General features: G+C 28.8%; 17 protein-coding genes. 6 read left to right on the top strand and 11 right to left on the bottom strand.

Annotated elements, in window-relative coordinates:
• The 3 genes from KJR01_RS06375 to KJR01_RS06365 all read left to right on the top strand — a co-directional run.
• Nucleotides 1-167: flagellin (locus KJR01_RS06375; protein ID WP_284444070.1), on the top strand; the 167-nt coding region annotated here is incomplete at its 5' end.
• Nucleotides 168-511: 344 nt separating this feature from the next.
• Nucleotides 512-1,828, top strand: a complete 1,317-nt coding sequence (locus KJR01_RS06370) for an McrB family protein (protein WP_214117835.1) — start codon at nucleotides 512-514, stop codon at nucleotides 1,826-1,828.
• A complete protein-coding gene (locus KJR01_RS06365; RefSeq protein WP_214117834.1) occupies nucleotides 1,818-3,035 on the top strand; it encodes an McrC family protein in 1,218 nt (405 codons plus the stop codon). Before KJR01_RS06370 ends, KJR01_RS06365 begins: the two co-directional genes overlap by 11 nt.
• A gap of 142 nt (nucleotides 3,036-3,177) precedes the next feature.
• Here the strand turns inward: KJR01_RS06365 and argH are convergent, their stop codons facing one another.
• From argH to KJR01_RS06340, 5 genes are read right to left on the bottom strand one after another with little or no spacing between them, the layout of a single operon-like run.
• Nucleotides 3,178-4,563 carry an argininosuccinate lyase gene (gene argH / locus KJR01_RS06360; protein WP_214117833.1) on the bottom strand — a complete coding sequence of 462 codons (1,386 nt, stop codon included), beginning with the start codon at nucleotides 4,561-4,563 and terminating at the stop codon, nucleotides 3,178-3,180.
• 1 nt (nucleotide 4,564) lies between these two features.
• A complete protein-coding gene (locus KJR01_RS06355; RefSeq protein ID WP_214117832.1) occupies nucleotides 4,565-5,377 on the bottom strand; it encodes a Ppx/GppA phosphatase family protein in 813 nt (270 codons plus the stop codon).
• Nucleotides 5,361-6,341 carry a nucleoside hydrolase gene (locus KJR01_RS06350; protein ID WP_214117831.1) on the bottom strand — a complete coding sequence of 327 codons (981 nt, stop codon included), beginning with the start codon at nucleotides 6,339-6,341 and terminating at the stop codon, nucleotides 5,361-5,363. Before KJR01_RS06350 ends, KJR01_RS06355 begins: the two co-directional genes overlap by 17 nt.
• Complete coding sequence (locus KJR01_RS06345; protein ID WP_442862228.1) at nucleotides 6,338-7,699, bottom strand: MFS transporter; 1,362 nt, start codon at nucleotides 7,697-7,699, stop codon at nucleotides 6,338-6,340. Before KJR01_RS06345 ends, KJR01_RS06350 begins: the two co-directional genes overlap by 4 nt.
• On the bottom strand, nucleotides 7,693-9,189 hold the full coding sequence (locus KJR01_RS06340) for an inorganic phosphate transporter (protein WP_214117829.1): 1,497 nt from the start codon (nucleotides 9,187-9,189) through the stop codon (nucleotides 7,693-7,695). Before KJR01_RS06340 ends, KJR01_RS06345 begins: the two co-directional genes overlap by 7 nt.
• Nucleotides 9,190-9,305: 116 nt before the next feature.
• Between KJR01_RS06340 and KJR01_RS06335 the strand changes: the two genes are divergently transcribed.
• Nucleotides 9,306-9,908, top strand: a complete 603-nt coding sequence (locus KJR01_RS06335; RefSeq protein ID WP_214117828.1) for a tetratricopeptide repeat protein — start codon at nucleotides 9,306-9,308, stop codon at nucleotides 9,906-9,908.
• Between the two features lie 77 nt (nucleotides 9,909-9,985).
• Nucleotides 9,986-10,246 (top strand): hypothetical protein, encoded by a 261-nt coding sequence (locus KJR01_RS06330; protein WP_214117827.1) that lies wholly within the window; start codon nucleotides 9,986-9,988, stop codon nucleotides 10,244-10,246.
• A gap of 47 nt (nucleotides 10,247-10,293) precedes the next feature.
• Here KJR01_RS06330 and KJR01_RS06325 read toward each other — a convergent pair whose 3' ends face one another.
• Nucleotides 10,294-12,741 carry a molybdopterin-dependent oxidoreductase gene (locus KJR01_RS06325; RefSeq protein WP_214117826.1) on the bottom strand — a complete coding sequence of 816 codons (2,448 nt, stop codon included), beginning with the start codon at nucleotides 12,739-12,741 and terminating at the stop codon, nucleotides 10,294-10,296.
• A gap of 11 nt (nucleotides 12,742-12,752) precedes the next feature.
• Nucleotides 12,753-13,349, bottom strand: a complete 597-nt coding sequence (locus KJR01_RS06320; protein ID WP_214117825.1) for a hypothetical protein — start codon at nucleotides 13,347-13,349, stop codon at nucleotides 12,753-12,755.
• A 243-nt stretch (nucleotides 13,350-13,592) separates the two neighbouring features.
• On the opposite strand from KJR01_RS06320, the gene KJR01_RS06315 reads away from it, so the two are divergent.
• Nucleotides 13,593-14,789: a major outer membrane protein gene (locus tag KJR01_RS06315; RefSeq protein ID WP_214117824.1), complete on the top strand. Its 1,197-nt coding sequence runs from the start codon at nucleotides 13,593-13,595 to the stop codon at nucleotides 14,787-14,789.
• Nucleotides 14,790-14,875: 86 nt separating this feature from the next.
• Here the strand turns inward: KJR01_RS06315 and KJR01_RS06310 are convergent, their stop codons facing one another.
• The 4 genes from KJR01_RS06310 to KJR01_RS06295 form a co-directional block, all read right to left on the bottom strand.
• Nucleotides 14,876-15,913 carry a RelA/SpoT-related domain-containing protein gene (locus KJR01_RS06310; protein ID WP_214117823.1) on the bottom strand — a complete coding sequence of 346 codons (1,038 nt, stop codon included), beginning with the start codon at nucleotides 15,911-15,913 and terminating at the stop codon, nucleotides 14,876-14,878.
• A gap of 223 nt (nucleotides 15,914-16,136) precedes the next feature.
• Entirely contained in the window at nucleotides 16,137-16,577 is a 441-nt protein-coding gene (locus tag KJR01_RS06305; protein WP_250325156.1) for a type II secretion system GspH family protein, read from the bottom strand.
• A 14-nt stretch (nucleotides 16,578-16,591) separates the two neighbouring features.
• Complete coding sequence (locus KJR01_RS10235) at nucleotides 16,592-17,119, bottom strand: type II secretion system protein (RefSeq protein WP_250325155.1); 528 nt, start codon at nucleotides 17,117-17,119, stop codon at nucleotides 16,592-16,594.
• Between the two features lie 79 nt (nucleotides 17,120-17,198).
• Nucleotides 17,199-17,675 (bottom strand): type II secretion system protein, encoded by a 477-nt coding sequence (locus KJR01_RS06295; protein ID WP_214117821.1) that lies wholly within the window; start codon nucleotides 17,673-17,675, stop codon nucleotides 17,199-17,201.
• Nucleotides 17,676-17,778 lie beyond the last annotated feature (103 nt).

Here is a 17,778-nt window from a genome sequence, read left to right as displayed (position 1 = left end):
CAGTTACTCAAGTAAATGTTAAATCAGCTGAAAGTAATATTAGAGATGTTGACTTTGCATCTGAGAGTGCTACATTTAGTAAACACCAAATCCTAGCTCAATCAGGTGTATATGCAATGAGCCAAGCTAACGCTGTTCAACAAAACGTAATGAGATTATTACAATAGTAATAATAGGAGTTTTTAAGATAGCATTAGCTATCTTAAAAAACGACTAAATTATTACAATAGTTTTAAAGATTATTTGTAATAACAAAAAAGGTGCTATCCTTAGCACCTTTTTTATAAAAACTAAGCAAAATCAAAAAACTAGCATAAAAAATATTTATGATTGTTTTAAATTACTACCTTATTAAAAATATTTATCATTTTCTACTTTTTAATTTTGATTTAGATTTAAGATATTGCATAATTTTTGTAAGTGATATTGTTAAATTTGTTATACTTTATCTAGTTAATATATTATGAAGTTTTTTAAATATTATATGAAAAAATAAAGGAGTAAAATACCTATGAAAAAATATCCGTTAAATCAGATTTTATATGGAGCACCAGGGGTTGGTAAGACTTATGATACTATAAATATAGCTTTAGAGATTTTGGGCGAAGATTTTTCAACTCAAACAAACGAAATTAACACAAGACAAGCAATGCAAAAAAAGTTTAAAGAGTATGTAGAAAACGGACAAATCGTATTTATCACTTTTCATCAAAGCTATGGATATGAAGAATTTGTAGAAGGAATTAGACCTGATTTTGACAACGAAGAGCTAAAGTATATGATAGATGATGGTGTTTTTAAGGCTTTATGTAATAAAGCTAAGCAAAATTATATAAATTACTCTACTCCAAATGAGCTAGATTTTGATAAGCTTATCAATTATTTTGCTGAGTATATAAAAAGTGAGTTTTTAGACCAAAATAAGGAATTTGAGTTAGAAAAGGGTGTAAATATTCATAGCGTTTATTATGATAAAAATGGGTGTTGTTATTCTTTTAGACTTGGTGGAGCAACACAAAGCGGACAAAGATTAACACTTGATATAATTAAGCGTGATTACAAAGAATTTAAAATAGGAAATATAAAAAGCTATAAAGATATAAAGCCAAAGTTTGAAAGCAAAAGTATTTATCATGGTAATGCAATATATTATTTTATGCTTTATAAAAAGCTTTTTGAGTTTGAGAAAAAAGATAATTATAAAAATCAAAAAGAAGATTTAAAGCCTTATATAATCATTATTGATGAGATAAATCGTGGGAATATTAGTAAGATTTTTGGAGAGCTTATCACACTTATTGAGCCTAGTAAAAGACTAGGAAATGCTGAAGAGCTAGAAGTAGTGTTGCCATATAGTAAAGAGAGTTTTGGTGTGCCAAATAATGTTTATATAATAGGCACTATGAATACAGCTGATAAGAGTATCACTACCCTTGATACGGCATTAAGGCGTAGGTTTGAGTTTAAAAAGATTATGCCTAATAGTGATCTTTTAAATTCTAATTGCGATGGGATAAATCTTCAAGAATTATTAAATAAAATGAATGAAAGAATTGAATGTTTAATAGGAGATGAAAAGCTTATCGGACATTCGTATTTTATGGGTATAAACAAAATTGATGAGCTTAAAGTTGTGTTTAGAAATAAGATTTTACCACTTTTAGAAGAGTATTTTTATAATGATTATTCGCAGATAAAATCGGTGCTTAATGATAATGAAGAATTGATAGTAAGTAAAAATATGTTAAATCAAGAAGTTTTACGCATAAATAATAAGTTTTTGGATAAATTAACAAAAGATTGGTTTAATAAAATCTATGGCAAATAAAATAGCCCACGAACACGAAATAATAAGCTCACTTGATAACGATGAGTTTTTAAATGAGCTTATGAGCTTTGCTGAAAATAACCCAGAGTTTTTAAGAATAGTCGGCAAAAATAAGCTAAAAGTAAGAAATTATGTAGGGCTTATAAAGACAAAAAGTGGGGTTTTAGAAATTTATCCTAAGGTTTCAAAACCAAGTAATGAGATAATGCCAAGAATAGATTTAAGCAAGGCTTATGAGCTAAAAGATGAGATGTTTAAGGATTGTAAAGAAAGAGAGTTAAATCCCAAGCAGCTACTTTTAGAACTTTTAAGAACTTTACAAAAAAGTCCGTTTAAAAAATCGCTTAAAACAACGCTAAAAGATGAAAAAATGCCACTTTTTGAAGTCTTTGTTGAAATGTTTTTAGAAGAACTTTTCGTGCTTTTAAATAAAGGGCTTATGAGTGATTATATAAAAATAGCTGAAAATAGAACAACTTTAAAAGGCAAATTGCTTTTTAATGAGAATTTAAAACATAACTTAATTCATAAAGAGCGATTTTTTACCGAAAATGATGAATATATCATAGACAATGCGATAAATCAAACTATAAAAACTACATTATTTCATTTAAAAAAACTAAGTCAAAATAAAAAGATTTTAAAATATTTAAAGACTTTTGATGATATTAGTTTAATTGATATTAAAAAATGTGAATTTAGTGTAAAAAATAAGCATTATAGTTATTATGAAAACATACTTTTATGGTGTAAGTTATTTTTAAATGGTTTTAGTTTTACACCATTTGCGGGGGATAATAACGCTTATGCTTTGCTTTTTGATATGAATAGACTTTTTGAAGATTATGTAGCTTTTATGCTTAAAAAACACAACCCAAATATAAAAATAAGTGCTCAATTATTAAAAAAACACTTAATAAAAGATGGTCAAAATGAGCGTTGTTTAATGCGACCTGATATTTTAATTGAGCTTAAAGATAAAACAATCATCGCTGATACAAAGTATAAAATCATAAATAAGTTAAGTGATATTAGCCAAGCTGATTTATATCAATTATTTGCCTATGCAATAGCTTTTAAAGTTAGTGAAGTTTGGCTTATATATCCACTTTTTGATGGTAGTTTAGGGTATAAAACACTAGAATATAACTTAGATTACTTTAATACTAAGATAAAATTACAAATTCTTTTTGCTCCTTTAGGTTGATATTTTAGTTGCATTGTGATTTGTTATAATCTAGGTTTTATGAATTTAAAATATGATTAGATATAAATAAAAAGCTTAATTATTAAGATAATAAATTTCAAGTTTAAAGATAGCTTTTACTATCTTTAAACATAGTTTAAAATTAAATTCCTAGATTTTCTAATGTTTTTTGAGCGTTTAGGAGTTGGGTTTTTACTGCGTTTTCTGATGTCCCACCATAAGAATTTCTTAAATCAACGCAAGTTTTTAAATCAATTGCTTTATAAATATCATCTTCAATCAAATCACACTCAAGCCTTAATTCATCTAAGCTTAATTCATCTAATTTAAGTTTTTTTGAGATTGCATAGCTTACTAATTTTCCCGTAATTTCGTGAGCTTTTCTAAATGGCACACCTTTTTTAGCTAAATAATCAGCCAAATCAGTAGCATTTGAATATCCATTAGCAGCTGCTCTTAGCATATTTTCTTTAATTGGTTTCATTTTTGCAATTAGTTTTGTAATTATTATTAGACTATCTTTTATGGTATCTTGAGTATCATAAACACTTGCTTTATCTTCGCTCATATCGGTATTATAAGCTAGTGGCAAACCTTTCATAATAGTTAGCATTGAGATTAGATTGCCATAAATTCTACCTGTTTTGCCACGCATTTTTTCGCATACATCGGGGTTTTTTTTCTGTGGCATTATGCTTGAACCCGTGCAAAAATCATCACTTAGCTCAATGAATTTATAATCATTTGAATTAAAAATAATTAGCTCTTCACAAAGGCGTGAAAGATGGCTAAAACAAATTGCACTAACACTACAAAACTCAAGCATATAATCTCTATTGCTAACACTATCAATACTATTTTCACTTGGCTTTGCAAAGCCAAGTTCATTTGCGCTAAAAAATCTATCTATATTAAAAGTAGTCCCCGCAAGTGCAGCCGAGCCTAACGGACATTCATTTAATGAGTTGTATAGATTTAAAAATCTATCATAATCTCTTTTAAACATCCAAAAATACGCCATTATCCAATGCGAATATAAAATCGGTTGAGCGGTTTGAAGATGAGTAAAGCCTGGCATAATTAAGTCTAAATTTATCTTAGCTTGGTTTAAAATCTCTTGCATTAATTCTTTTAAATTAGCTTTAATTCCTAATACAAATTCTTTCATTTGTAATATTCCATCTAGTGCGGTTTGGTCGTTTCTACTTCTTGCAGTGTGAAGTTTGCCAGCACTTGCACCTATTAAAATACTAAGTCTTTTTTCAATAGCCATATGAATATCTTCATCGCTTATATTAAACTCAAATTTATTTTCTATAAATTCGTTTTGAATAATTTCTAAGCCTTTTAAAATCTCTGCTAATTCTTGAGAGTTTATGATTTTTTGACGCTCAAGCATTTTTGCGTGTGCTATGCTTCCTTTTATATCTATTAAAGCAAGTCTGTTTTCAAGTGGCAAAGTCGCTGTGTAATTTTCTACTAATTTATCCGTAGCTTGGCTAAATCTACCGCCCCATAATTTTTTCATACTATTCTCCTAATAAAATTCCTTCTTTAAGCCCATAAGCTGAAATGATAAATTCAAAATCATCAAATAAAGTATCAATAAAATAAGCCCCGCAAAGCACTGCAAAATCTCTATTAACTCCTAGCATTAAATCTCTTTTTTCGGCATTATTTGTATTAATAAAATCAATTAATTTATATAATTCATCTTTATTTACAATGCTATTATGAAACTCTAAATCATCAATATCTTTATAAGCAATATTTTTTGCAATACTTTTTGCAAATATTCCCGTTTTTGATGCTAGAACAATTGGTCTTGGATAGCTTTTAAGCTCGTTTTTATAAGGGTTTAAAAGTGTATATGCGTAGTCTTTAATATCTAAGTTTTTTTCTTTTACGCTTTTATAAAAAGATAAAAGTCCTATATCAAGTAATAATTTTTTATCATTACTTGTAATTTCTGTTGAATACCCACCAACATCTACTAAAGTAAAATCACCTTGAATTGAAATTTCAACCCCTAATCTAGTAAGCCTTGCTTCTTCGTTTTGGCTTAATATTTTTAATTTAAAGCCGTATTTTTGATAAAGCATATTAGCTATTAAATCAGCATTTTTACTTTTTCTAAAAATTGCAGTAGCAACTACTTTTGCCTTGCTTAAATCATAATTTAGCTCATCAAGTGCATTGATTAAGACCTTAATTCCTTCATCATTTATACACTCGTTTTCATAAAATAGTCCTAAGTTTAAGACCTTTTCGTAGTTTTTTAAAACCTTATCAAATACAGCTATTTTAAGAGTATTTGAGCCTATATCAATTGCTAAATTCATTTAAAGTTGCCTTTATTAGCTTTAATAATTTTTCATTATCAATATCTTTTAAAACCTTTACTAGGTTTAACTTGCTTAAATCAATGCCTATATTCATATTAAGATTTTTATCATATCTTAAGCTTTTGCCCCTTGCTTCGCCACAAGTTTCTATATCTACATAATATTCATCGCTTTTACAAATGCTAGAATCTAGTAAATATGCAATTATTAAAGCATCGTGTATCCAAGTGCCAATGCTATTTCTTGTAAGCTCTGCATAACTTATCCAAGGCTTAATACTTGTATATAAAAAATCACATAATTTATTATTAATTGCTTTTATTTCTTCTAAATCTTTATGAGTTAGGCTAGTTTGCATTGTGATATTGTAAGGTGCTAGAGTGATTTTTGCCCCACTTCTTAGCACAATCCTAGCAGCTTCTGGGTCAAAACCAAAATTAGTATCTTTAGGGTATTTACTCATATCAAATACCCCGCCCATAATTAAAATCTCTTTTACATTTTTTGCAAACTCATTATCTAAAATACAAGCTTGAGCTATGTTTGTAAGTGGTCCAATAGCACAAACAATAAGCTCATTTTTATAAACTCTTGCTAATTCACATAATTTATAAACAGCGTTTAATTTAGCGTTTTTATAAAGTTTAATAGGTTTAAAATCTTGCCATAAGTGTTCTAATTTAAAATTATAAACACTCTCATCAAGTCTTTTTCTCCACGGCGTTTCATCTTCTAATAAAGCCTTGCTTGAGCCTAAAAATACAGGAATTTTAATCCCTAATTTAGAAATTAAATTCCTTGCGACTGCATAAGCTTTGTGATTTATCACATTTCCGCTTAGAGTTGTTATTGCTTTTAAATCAATCTTTTTACTAGCAATTGCAAGTGCTAGGGCTAAGCCATCATCAGTATTAGCCCCACAAATACCATTGCCTATATCAGTGTCAATTACGATTTTCATATAGCATCTTCAATAAGATTTAAATCTCTACCCCTAGTTTCAGGAGCAAAAAATGTAGTAACAAATCCAATTCCTGCCATAAATATAAAATAAGCAGCGATTAAATACCAATTATGAGTTAGATTTATAAAATAAGTCGCTAAAAATGGTGCAGTTCCACCTGATAAAATGCCACCGATTTCTTTAGCTAGTGCCATTTTTGTATAACGATTTTTGCACCCAAACATTTCAACTCCGTAAGCTGCTTGAACTCCAAAAATCCCTAAAGATGCAAGGCACATTCCTACGACAATTACACAAATTACTATTATTTCATTTTTGCTATCAAGTAACATAAATGCAGGAACTGCATAAATCATTAATAATAAGCAAAATATCCTATACATAATGCGACGACCAAATTTATCGCTTAGCCATCCAGATAATGGAATAACCAAAAATCCTAAAAATGAAGCTATTAAAACCCCTGTTGTAGCGATTTGTTTATCTAATAATAAAATAGTATAAACATAACCTACTAAAAAGCTTTGAGCTATATAAGATGGGGCGTTTTCTCCCATTCTAAGACCTAGCATAATAAAAAATGATTTGTTCTTTTGCCAAAAAGTTTTGTTTTCGGTTTTGTGAGTTTTTAAATTTTGTTCTCGTTGTTTTTGCATTTGTTCTTTTTGTTTTGCAAATACAGGTGTTTCTCCTACAAAGCGTCTTAGATATAAGGCAAATGCAGCTATTAAAAAGCTAAATATAAATGGCAATCTCCAGCCCCATTCTAAAAAGTCTTTATCATCTAAAAATCCAAGTAAAAACCAAATTCCACTAGCAATTAAAGTCCCACTATTAGAGCCTAGTGCAATGATTGATGATACTAAACCACGATTTTTGCTAGGTGCGTATTCACCCAACATAATAGCTCCACCGCTAAGTTCAGCTCCTGCTCCAAAACCTTGTAAAAATCTTAAAATTACTAATAATAAAGGTGCTAAAATGCCTATGCTATTATAAGATGGGATAAATCCTATTAAAGTAGTCGCTGCACCCATTAAAAATATAGTTATCATCATAACTTCTTTACGACCATATTTATCTCCTAATCTACCAAAAAAGAAAGCTCCAATAGGTCTAGCAATAAAGCCAACTCCATAGGTTGCAAAACTAAGCATTAGAGCGATTATGGGAGTTTGCTCTGGGTAAAAAACTTTACCAAAAACGGTTGCAGCTGCAAGGCCGTATAAAACAAAATCAGCATATTCCATAGCAGTTCCTAGCCAACAGCTAATGATTGCGTTTTTAAAGGATTTTTTGCCTTCTTTTGTCTTTAAAATATCATCTTGAATTTGATTCATTAAATCTCCTAAAATAAATAATAAAGTAAGCTTAAGAAAAATGCCGAAATTAAAGCACTAGCAGGTAAGGTTATCATCCACGCTAAGCCTATTGGCTTCATCATTTTCCAATTTGCGTTTTTGTTAAATACTCCAATTCCTAATACCGCACCTATTAGAATATGAGTTGAGCTGATTGGAATTCCTAGTTGAGTTGCTAGAAGTATTACAATAGCTGATGCAAACTCGGCACTAAAACCTGTGGTAGGCTTGATTTTTGCTAGGCTTTTGCCAACGGTTTTAATAACGCTTTTGCCTAAAAACCAAAGCCCAGCAACTAGTGAAATACCAAATACTAACATTACAATAGTAGGCACTGCTGAAGTTGGATTTATTGTATTTGTGTGTAAAATATCTAAAATCGCAGCAAATGGTCCAACTGCGTTTGAAATATCGTTTGCTCCGTGAGAAAAGGCAAATGTGCAAGCTGTAAATATTTGAAACCATGAAAAAATACGATTTACTGCTTTTTTTGGTTCGCCTTTTTTCATAATATTAATAATTCCTACACAAATTATATAAGCACTAATACAAATTAATAAGATGATTAATCCTATACTAAAATGACTAAGTCCTGTATCAACATTATTTAAGGCTTTAAAAAATAACATAGATGAAATTACAAAAGCTATTAAAGTAGCTAAAACAGGTATGCGTTTGCTTAAAAATCCTGCTACATCAACTGCTTTTTCTTTTTTTGTAAATTCTTTTAATTTATTTGCGTATTCGCCTTTTTCGTTAAGCAAAATGCCGTAAAGCTCACTATATTGCTTAGATTTTTCGCTTTGCATAAATTCATCTATATATTGTTTTTTATACTCTGCTTTATCTTTTTTGATTTGTTTTAAAGTATTTTCTTTTTCTTTAGTAGGAACTACAATGAATTTATAAACTAATGAATAAACAAAATAACTCAAAACCCCACCTAATACAGGAGAGATAAACCAACTAGCAACAATAGTTCCTATCCCACCCCAGCTAACTTGAGTAGCGTTATTTTCGGCTATGAAACCTAAAGCTAGTGCAGCACCTAAAATCCCGCCTACTATTGAATGAGTTGAACTAACAGGTAAAGATTTATAAGTAGCTATAAAAATCCAAACACTAGCAGCACACAAAGCACTCATCATAACATAAGCAAAGTGCATAGGTTCTATGTTTTCTTTAACGCTTACAATACCACTTCTAATAGTAGCAGTTACTTCAGCACCAGCAAAAAATGCTCCGCTAAATTCAAATATCGCAGCTATTATTAAAGCTTGTTTTATGCTAAGAGTTTTTGCTCCAACACTCGTTCCAAAAGCATTTGCAACATCGTTTGCACCTATATTGAATGCTAAAAATATTCCAAAAATTGCAGCAATTGTGAAGAATATATAATAATTTGTGGTGCTATAACCCCAAAACAAAAAGCCAACACAAACGATAGCAAAAAGTATCGTTATAATAATGTTTTCTCTTGCCATTACCTTTCCTTTTTAAAAAATTGGGCTAATTATAGACTAAAAAAAATTGTTAAGATTTCTACAATGTAAAATCTTTGTAAAATATGCTAAGATACGCAAAATTAAAAGGAGTGTTGATGAAAAAGTTTTTAGTATTGGCATTTTGTGTTAGTGCTTGTTTTGCTAATAATCAAGTAATTTGTAACAATGCAAATGATTGTTATAACATAGGAATTGCTAAGGCAAAAGAAATGCAAATAGCAGAATCTATTAAGTATTTAGAAAAGTCTTGCGAGCTTAATTATATGTCAGCTTGTATGGAATTAGGAACTGCTTATATTTATAGTGCTAAAAGTAAGGAAGAATTTACTAAAGGGATTAATTATTATATGTTAGCTTGTAATAATAATGAGCCTATATCATGCCACAATATAGCATATATGTTAGAGCAAAGCCAAAATCCTGCATTAATGAATGAAATAAAGAGTTATTATGAAAAATCTTGTAATTTAAGATATTTAAATGCTTGCACTAATTTAGGAAATATTTATTATACGAAAGAAAACAATAAAGAAAGAGCGAAAATGCTTTATGAAAAAGCTTGTAATTTAGGAGAGGCTATAGCTTGCAATAACTTAGGTAACTTTTATTATGATACTAATAAAAGCTTGGCTAAGGAATATGTAAGAAAAGCTTGTGATTTAGGCTATCAAGTAGCGTGTGAATATAAAATAGATTAAATTATAAAAAGTGCAAAATTAATTTTTCTAGCTAATTCCTTTTATTTTTGATAGTATGAAAATAAAAGGAATTTAAAATGGTAAGATTTTTTAATAAAGTTGATTTTTTTATTTTCGTATTGAGTGTAATTTTTTACGCTTATTGTATTTTTGTATTTAAGCATTTAACCACTTTTTTAGCCTTAGATATAACTACTAATTCTATATTTATTATATTTGCAAATGCTTATTATTTTTATATGTATTTAAAAGATGAATTGTTGTTTGATTCGTTTTTTGTATTTATTGACTCTTCTTTTATTTTAGTAATCTTAATATATGGCTGCATTATTTTATGAAGTATTGGAGTTGGAATTTAAAAGCGAGAATAAATCTCGCTTTTTATTTAACCTTGAATGATTTTTGGCTTAGAAAATGCTCTTAAAGGTCTAATAACACCTTTGAATTTTTCAATCTCTACTAAGGTTGTGTGAGCTGTGTTTGATTGAGCTAGTTTTGATGTTCCTTTATCACGAGTTAGCACATTTACGCATCCGTGCTGACAAAGTGATTTTTTCCCATAAACTTCAGGGTCATACCAAGCACCTTCACAAATTATAATAGTATCAGCCCTTACAATATCACTTACTAATGCACCTGCTAAAATTTCGCCCCTATCATTATATACTCTTACAATATCGCCTGTTTTAATACCTCTTGCTTTTGCAGTATCAGGATGAATTATCATAGGCTCTCTGCCATTTACTTCAGCATAATTTCTAATAAGTGAGTTATTTAGCTGAGAGTGTAGTCTAAATCTAGAATGAGGACTTACAACAGCAATTGGATATTTTTTAATTTGTTCTTTGTTACCAACCCACTCAAATGGTTCAAACCAAGCAGGATGACCTAAACAATCATCATAACCCATTTTTGCAATTGTTGGAGAGAAAATCTCAATCTTTCCACTTGGTGTTCCTAATCTATATTTATGCGGATTGCTTACAAAATCACTAAGTCTTGTGTAATACTCTGTATCTTTATTTACTTTATCAAATCTAACAAATCCTTTATTAAGTGCTTCATCGAAAGTTGGCATATCATATCCTAATGATTTTCCTTGTTGTAAAGCGTCGTTATAAATATATTTCATCCAATCAAGCTCGGTTGCTTTTCCTTCTGTAAATATTTCTTCTACTCCCCATCTTTTACAAATTTCTTTACAAATCCAAAAATCGCTTTTACTCTCTCCCATAGGTTCAATTACAGGCTTATTTAAGAAAATATATTCAGAATTTGTACTAGCTTCTATATCATAACGCTCAGGCTCAATAGCAACAGGTAAAACAATATCACTTAATTTTGCTTGTGAAGTCCAAAATGGTTCAGCTGTAATAATCGTATCAACCTTTTTAAATCCTTCAATAGCACGATTTACATCTTGATGGCGAGTAAAAAATGACCCACTAGCATTAAATGCTACTTTAATATGTGGAAGTTTTATTTTTTTACCATTTTGGTCAATTATTTTACCTGGGTTTAGCATAGCGTCAATACTTCTTGAACTTGGAATTGTTATGTTTTCAAATTTTTTCCAAGGACTATTTTCGTCTCCTAAATCATCGCTTGGAATAGATGAAAGTCCTTTTAAAGTAGGTGCTATAAATTTATCAGCACCTTGAGAATAATATCCTAAACTAAACTCAAATCCACAACCCTTGTTTCCTATATGCCCTAACATTGTTGCTAGTATTGTTATCATCCAATGTGCTTGCTCGCCGTGGTCTTGTCTTTGTATTGCACGACCTGCAATAATTATTGATTTATTATCGCATAAATCATCTGCTAATTTTTTTAATGTTGTTGTATCTACTCCACAAATATTGCTAGCCCAAGTTAAATCTTTTTTTATTCCATCATTTTCGCCCATGAAGTATTCTTTAAATTTATTAAAGCCAACCGTATATTTTTTAATGAAATCTTTTGCATATTTTCCACTTTCATATAAATAACAACACATTCCTATCATCATTGCAGTGTCTGTATTAGGGCGAACTGATATTAATTCACTTTCAATATAACGATTTGTATTATTAGCATATACATCTATGCTATAAGTTTTGATTTTTCCTGCTTTACTTAGTTCTTTTAATTTTGTGAAATATTCATAATTAGTGTGAGTTGGTGTGCCAACTGCAATTTGATTTGTTACTAGTGGGTCAGTTCCCCAAAATACAACACTTTTTGCATTTTCTAAAATACTTTTCCAAGTTGTAGGTGCTTCATAAACGGTGTTTGAGCCAAAAATATGTGGTAATATTACCATACCAGCACCGGTTGAATAGTCTCCACTTTCTTCAACATATCCACCTAGGATTTTTAACATTCTATGAGCTGTGGTTCTTCCCCAGCTAATTTTACCCCAGCCACCCCACCAATAGCATTCGCCATATATAGCTTCAGGGCCATATTTGTCAAAGTTTTCTTTAAGCGCTTTTGCTGCTAAATCAAGTGCTGTTTCCCAACTAACTCTTACAAATTCTTCTTCACCCCTTAAATCGTTTTTCTTTTTTCCTTCTAGGTAGCTTTTTCTAACACAAGGATATAAAACACGGCTTTCGTTCTGTGTTCTATCTGGAACACAATTATTCATAGTATTAGGGAATTTATCTCCTTCAAAAGGTGTAACGCTAACGATTTGAGAACTATTAATATTTGCGTAAAAACTACCAAATCTATCAGATACTAAAGCCTTTTTATCATCAAAAATTGTATCTTTAATACCTTCAATTTTGCTAGCTTGTAATCCAACTCCTGCTACTGCACTTAGTTTTAAAAAACTTCTTCTTTTCATATTCTTCTCCTTTATTTAATGTCTTTTGCGTGATTTTGTAAATATTTAATAATTAAGCTTTTTTCATCCTTGCTTAGCTCCACATAACCAGAACTTATCATACTTTCAAGATTTGAAGGCCATTGATTTACCGAATATTCTTTGGTATCGTGCAACAAATGACAAGGCGAGCAAGTTTGCTCGTAAAAACTTTTTGCATTTTTAAAGATTTCATCTTTGCTAGCTACTAAATCATTTGAATTTACATCAAAAGTTATGCTTACTTTATGCCAATTTTCTCCATATTCATCTTGCAACACTTCAAGCATTTTAATGTATGGATTAGCGTCACCTTTGTATGTTGGATTGTCATTGTTATCGTGAAAACTCATATAATTTTCAATTTGAGAAAAACTTTTAACTATTTCTTCTTGATAATTATCATTAACATATCCAATTAGCTCAACTTTGCTAGTATCGTTATTGCTTGAAATGACTTTTACAGGTGCTAATAAACTAGCAGTTCCTATTATTTTACCATCAAGTTTAATTTCAACATCTTTATTTAAGTACATACTATTTGCTAATGCAAAAGATGATATAAGACAACTTAAAAATAACTTTTTCATATAACTCCTTAAAATAAAATTAATTTTTATATTTAATATTTTAAACTAATAAACTTATGAAATTATTAAAAAGAATAATATTTATTATTCATTTTATTATGAGAATTTAAAACTTAATTTGATATATAAAAAATAATTCTTAAAGAATTTAAATTATCATATTATTTAATATTTATTATGATAATTAATTTAAATATAAGTTTGTTTTAATAATATTTATCATTCTCATAAAAAAGGATAAAAATGAATATTAAAACAACAATTTCTTTAAGTTTAGTTGCTGTTTGTGCTAATGCACTTAGTTTAGAACAATCAATAAAAAATGTAGATTTAGATGGGTTTTTAAGGTATCGCTATGATACTACTAGAGTTAAGGATATTGCTTTAACTCAACCAGCACACAAAATTAGATTAGATTATAAATTAAGCCTAAATTTAGCTGATAATTACAAGGCTAATGCGGTGTTTAGATATGATACAAAATCTTTTAGTTATTCAAATAATGCTTATATTAATACTAATGATAATTTTCATTTAAAAGAAGCGAATTTAACTTATACTAATTTTAATACAAGCTTTAGTTTTGGTAGATTAAAAGTGCCTAGTATGTTTAATGATGGGGTTTTGGTTACTTCGTTTTTAATTGATAATCATTCTTTAGATAATACAAATATAAATGCTTATTTTGTAGATAATTTTGATTTGAGTGAAAGTAGTTTGATAAACGAAAAAGCAATAAATCAAATATCTTATAAAATACCACTGAAAGCCACAAATCTGCCAAAGAATTTAAAATCACAAATCTATAATCAAAACCTTTATGGGCTAAATATTAATTATCATAATGATTTAATAAATCTTACTTTAGGTGCTGATTATCTTAATGATTTTGCTATTTTTTATGGAGTGGATTTGAAAAGTTATTTAGGAGATAAGAAGAGTTATCATTATTCTTTTAATTCTCAACTAACTAGCATATCATTAAAGCAAAATTACAAAACTTCTCTAAATGCAAGTAATTCTGTATTTTATGGCGTTGAAATTCTAGTCGGATTTAAGAATTTTGATTTTGAGTTAGGCTATATAAATTATGGCAAAAAGGATAAAGCAAGTTTTGTAACTTGGCATGATAAAGGATTGCTTTTGCATTCGGGAAAAACGATAATAGATGGATTTTATGGTGGAATAGGTAAAAGAGAATATTTGTATTCAAATATATCTTATAAATATGATAATTTTAATTTTTTATTTAGCATAATTAATGGCGGGGTAAAGCTTGATTTAGCTAAATATAAGCAAACAGAATTAATGCCAAAAATTGTTTATAAATATTCTAAGCAATTAAAATTTAGCGCATTTTATGATTATGCGATTACTAAGACCTATATGAAAAATATTAAAACTTATAAAACTAGATTAGAAGCTAAATACTCGTTTTAACTATATTAAGAATTTAATTTAGGAATTTAAAATAAATATATAGTTTTAAATTCCATTTTTCAATTAGTTTTTATCTAAATTATAATTTAAGATTTAATGTTTTCTTTGATAGCTGCTTTGATAACTTCTACAAATTCTCTACTATCTAAATAATAGTTAGGATAGGCTTTCCTTAGGGTTTTAATTTTGTCTGATGATACAAGCACTACATCAGTATTGTTTGCATTTTTTGATTTTTGTTCTAAAAAATCATAATATTCTTTAGCTTTTTCAAAATCTGATTTTTTATATCCAGTAATCCTTAAACGCCTTGTATTCATATCAAGGTCTATTACAAAATAATAATGTATCTTTTTTTGAAATTCTTCAATGTTTTTGCTAGATACTAAAAGTCCAGAAAGCATTGCTAATATGTTGTATTTTTTATCTAGTTCTAAAATCTTTTGGCATATTTCTTGTTGTGTAAATTTATTATAATTTTCGTGAATTTTTGTTTGTTCTATCATACAAAACAAAGCACTTGATAATCTAAAAAATTCTTTATATTGTTCTTCCCCTTCACCTTGCTTGATTTTTGATTTACTAGTTATTCCTAAAACTTCCACTGCTGTAGCCCAAAAATGCTGCAATTGTGTTCTAAGTTGCAATTCTAAGGCTCTTTTTGTCGTATCTTGATATTCATAAATCTGATGGATTGAGCGGTATCCATCATCTTTTGGTTTATTGATATAATCACTAGTTCGTAAAAGTTTAAATTTTTTTATACCTTTAAGATAGGTTTGTTCCATAATTTGCTGAAAAGTTTTAGTATTGTCAAGATTGGTAAATACTATCCTAAGTCCTGCAATATCTTGCATTCTATCAAGCTTCATATCTGGAAATCTTTTTAACTTGTATTCAACAGAATTTAGCCTTTTTAATCTTCTTGCTACTACTATAGGGGTAATTTTATTTGTTTTTAGTTTTCTATTAATTGATGTTGCAAAGCTTGACATTATTTGAGCGTGAACACTTCTCCAAAAAGACACTATCTCATAGTCGTTTTCAGTGGCAATACCTATTCTTATATTATCTCCAGCTTTTCTTACTTGTTGTTTGGTTGCAATTATATCGTTTTCGCCCATTTTTACTCCTATTATTGTAATTTTTAATATCAAAATCAATGCTTTTTCGTAGTGTAGTATATCAAAAAGTAATTTAGTTAATATTAGAATTAAACAACATAACGAAATTTAAGACTATTTTGCGGATTTCATTATAGCTTGATTGTAAAAATTAAATAAGAATAAATAATAAATTGTAGGAATTTAAAATAAGAAATTCATTTTAAATTCCTAATTTAAATTCTTAATACACCACATTACTTCCACCAACAGGAATGTAAATAATATCACTTTTTGAAATATCTGTAAAATTATTATTTGTTTTTGAAATTCTTCCTGTTAGAATTTGTTTTAAAGATTCTAAGCCTAATAATTTATTGCATAATTCACTTCTAGTTTTTAGTTTTTTTACCACTATAAAATAATCATCAGTAGTAACTTCTAAACAATCAGTATTTTTAATAGTAAAATACTTATCATCTTTTAGACTTTGAGAAGTCATATCCTTTAAATTACTGCTAAAATTTGTTTGGGTTGTATAATAAGAGCCTAAATCACTAATTAAAATAGCAAGGTTTTGAGATGATTTTACTATTTCAGCATCATCTCTTGTAGCATTTAGTTTAGGAATTGCAACTGCTGCTAAAGCTCCTAATATTACAATAACAAATATAAGCTCTATCATAGTGAAGGCTTGTTTTACCATAATACTCCACTTCCACCTAGTCTAAAGTATATATCCGAAGTATCTAAAGTGCTTTTTGGTGTTTTAAAATCATGATTTGTATAACCATTACCAAATATACCTGAATTACTTATATTATCTATAAATTTTTGACAAGTAGGGTCTTTATCGCCAGCACCTTTTTTTGCTGAAAAAGAATAAAAGGCTTCGCCATTACTATTAGTCCCAAATTTTAGTAATAAGCATTCACAAGTATTATTTACTTTCATCCAAGCAGCACCACCAGCTCTTGCAGGTTCACAACTTTTATTATGATATAAAGCAACACCTGTTAAATCTTGTGGATTATTACTAGTAGGTAGTGTTCCTTTAGAGGTATAATAGCTCGTTATATCTCCAATTAAAGTTGTAAGATTTGTATTTGCTTTAGCTAATTCAGCGTCATCTCTCGTAGCATTTAGTTTAGGTATCGCGACTGCTGCTAAGATACCTAGAATAACTATTACGAAGATTAATTCTATCATTGTAAAAGCTTTTTTCATCTTTATCCTTTCAAATTTAAAAAAGCCTAGTTAGGATAAACCTAACTAGGCAACTAAAAATTATTTAGTTAAGTTTATATTACCAGCTTACACCACTTGCAGCGAAGTCAAAATCTACAGAATCATTTGGAGCTTTAATTGTTTTGGTTGCACCTGTTGTTGCATCAGTACTAGTTAAAATACTTTGAACTGAACTAAGTTTTAATGCATTTTGGCATACTGTATCTGAACTAGCTACTGCAGCAACTGTTAATTTTGAAGGTGTTTTAGTATCTATTGTAAATGTTAAACAACCTTTACCTTTAACATTTAAAGTTTTGTTGTCAGTTTCTAAAGCAACGTTTGTCATTCTCTTAATATCTGCTTGAGCTTCTAATTTGCCCTTAGAGGTATAATAAGATGCGAAATCACCCATAATTGTTGAGATATTTGTGCTTAGTTTTGCTATCTCAGCGTCATCTCTTGTAGCATTTAGTTTTGGAATTGCAACTGCTGCTAAAATTCCTAAAATTACGATTACGAAAATCAACTCAATCATTGTAAAGCCCTTTTTCATGGCTATCTCCTTAAAAAATAATTTCACTTTATTTACACAAATGTGAAATTAAAATCTATTAGATATATGAAAAATTCCATCGCAAAATCTAGCTAAATTAGAC

This window comes from Campylobacter sp. 2018MI10 (assembly GCF_018501175.1).
In the GTDB taxonomy this organism is placed as follows: Bacteria; Campylobacterota; Campylobacteria; order Campylobacterales; family Campylobacteraceae; genus Campylobacter_E.
Note: the sequence above shows the minus strand (reverse complement) of the source record. Positions and strands in the feature narration are given on the sequence as shown.

Bases quoted from the DNA above. Each gene is read 5' to 3' on its own strand.
- KJR01_RS06370 (WP_214117835.1), top strand. From the start codon at position 512: ATGAAAAAATATCCGTTAAATCAGATTTTATATGGAGCACCAGGGGTT.
- KJR01_RS06365 (WP_214117834.1), top strand. From the start codon at position 1,818: ATGGCAAATAAAATAGCCCACGAACACGAAATAATAAGCTCACTTGAT.
- argH (WP_214117833.1), bottom strand. From the start codon at position 4,563: ATGAAAAAATTATGGGGCGGTAGATTTAGCCAAGCTACGGATAAATTA.
- KJR01_RS06355 (WP_214117832.1), bottom strand. From the start codon at position 5,377: ATGAATTTAGCAATTGATATAGGCTCAAATACTCTTAAAATAGCTGTA.
- KJR01_RS06350 (WP_214117831.1), bottom strand. From the start codon at position 6,341: ATGAAAATCGTAATTGACACTGATATAGGCAATGGTATTTGTGGGGCT.
- KJR01_RS06340 (WP_214117829.1), bottom strand. From the start codon at position 9,189: ATGGCAAGAGAAAACATTATTATAACGATACTTTTTGCTATCGTTTGT.
- KJR01_RS06335 (WP_214117828.1), top strand. From the start codon at position 9,306: ATGAAAAAGTTTTTAGTATTGGCATTTTGTGTTAGTGCTTGTTTTGCT.
- KJR01_RS06330 (WP_214117827.1), top strand. From the start codon at position 9,986: ATGGTAAGATTTTTTAATAAAGTTGATTTTTTTATTTTCGTATTGAGT.
- KJR01_RS06325 (WP_214117826.1), bottom strand. From the start codon at position 12,741: ATGAAAAGAAGAAGTTTTTTAAAACTAAGTGCAGTAGCAGGAGTTGGA.
- KJR01_RS06320 (WP_214117825.1), bottom strand. From the start codon at position 13,349: ATGAAAAAGTTATTTTTAAGTTGTCTTATATCATCTTTTGCATTAGCA.
- KJR01_RS06315 (WP_214117824.1), top strand. From the start codon at position 13,593: ATGAATATTAAAACAACAATTTCTTTAAGTTTAGTTGCTGTTTGTGCT.
- KJR01_RS06310 (WP_214117823.1), bottom strand. From the start codon at position 15,913: ATGGGCGAAAACGATATAATTGCAACCAAACAACAAGTAAGAAAAGCT.
- KJR01_RS06305 (WP_250325156.1), bottom strand. From the start codon at position 16,577: ATGATAGAGCTTATATTTGTTATTGTAATATTAGGAGCTTTAGCAGCA.
- KJR01_RS10235 (WP_250325155.1), bottom strand. From the start codon at position 17,119: ATGAAAAAAGCTTTTACAATGATAGAATTAATCTTCGTAATAGTTATT.
- KJR01_RS06295 (WP_214117821.1), bottom strand. From the start codon at position 17,675: ATGAAAAAGGGCTTTACAATGATTGAGTTGATTTTCGTAATCGTAATT.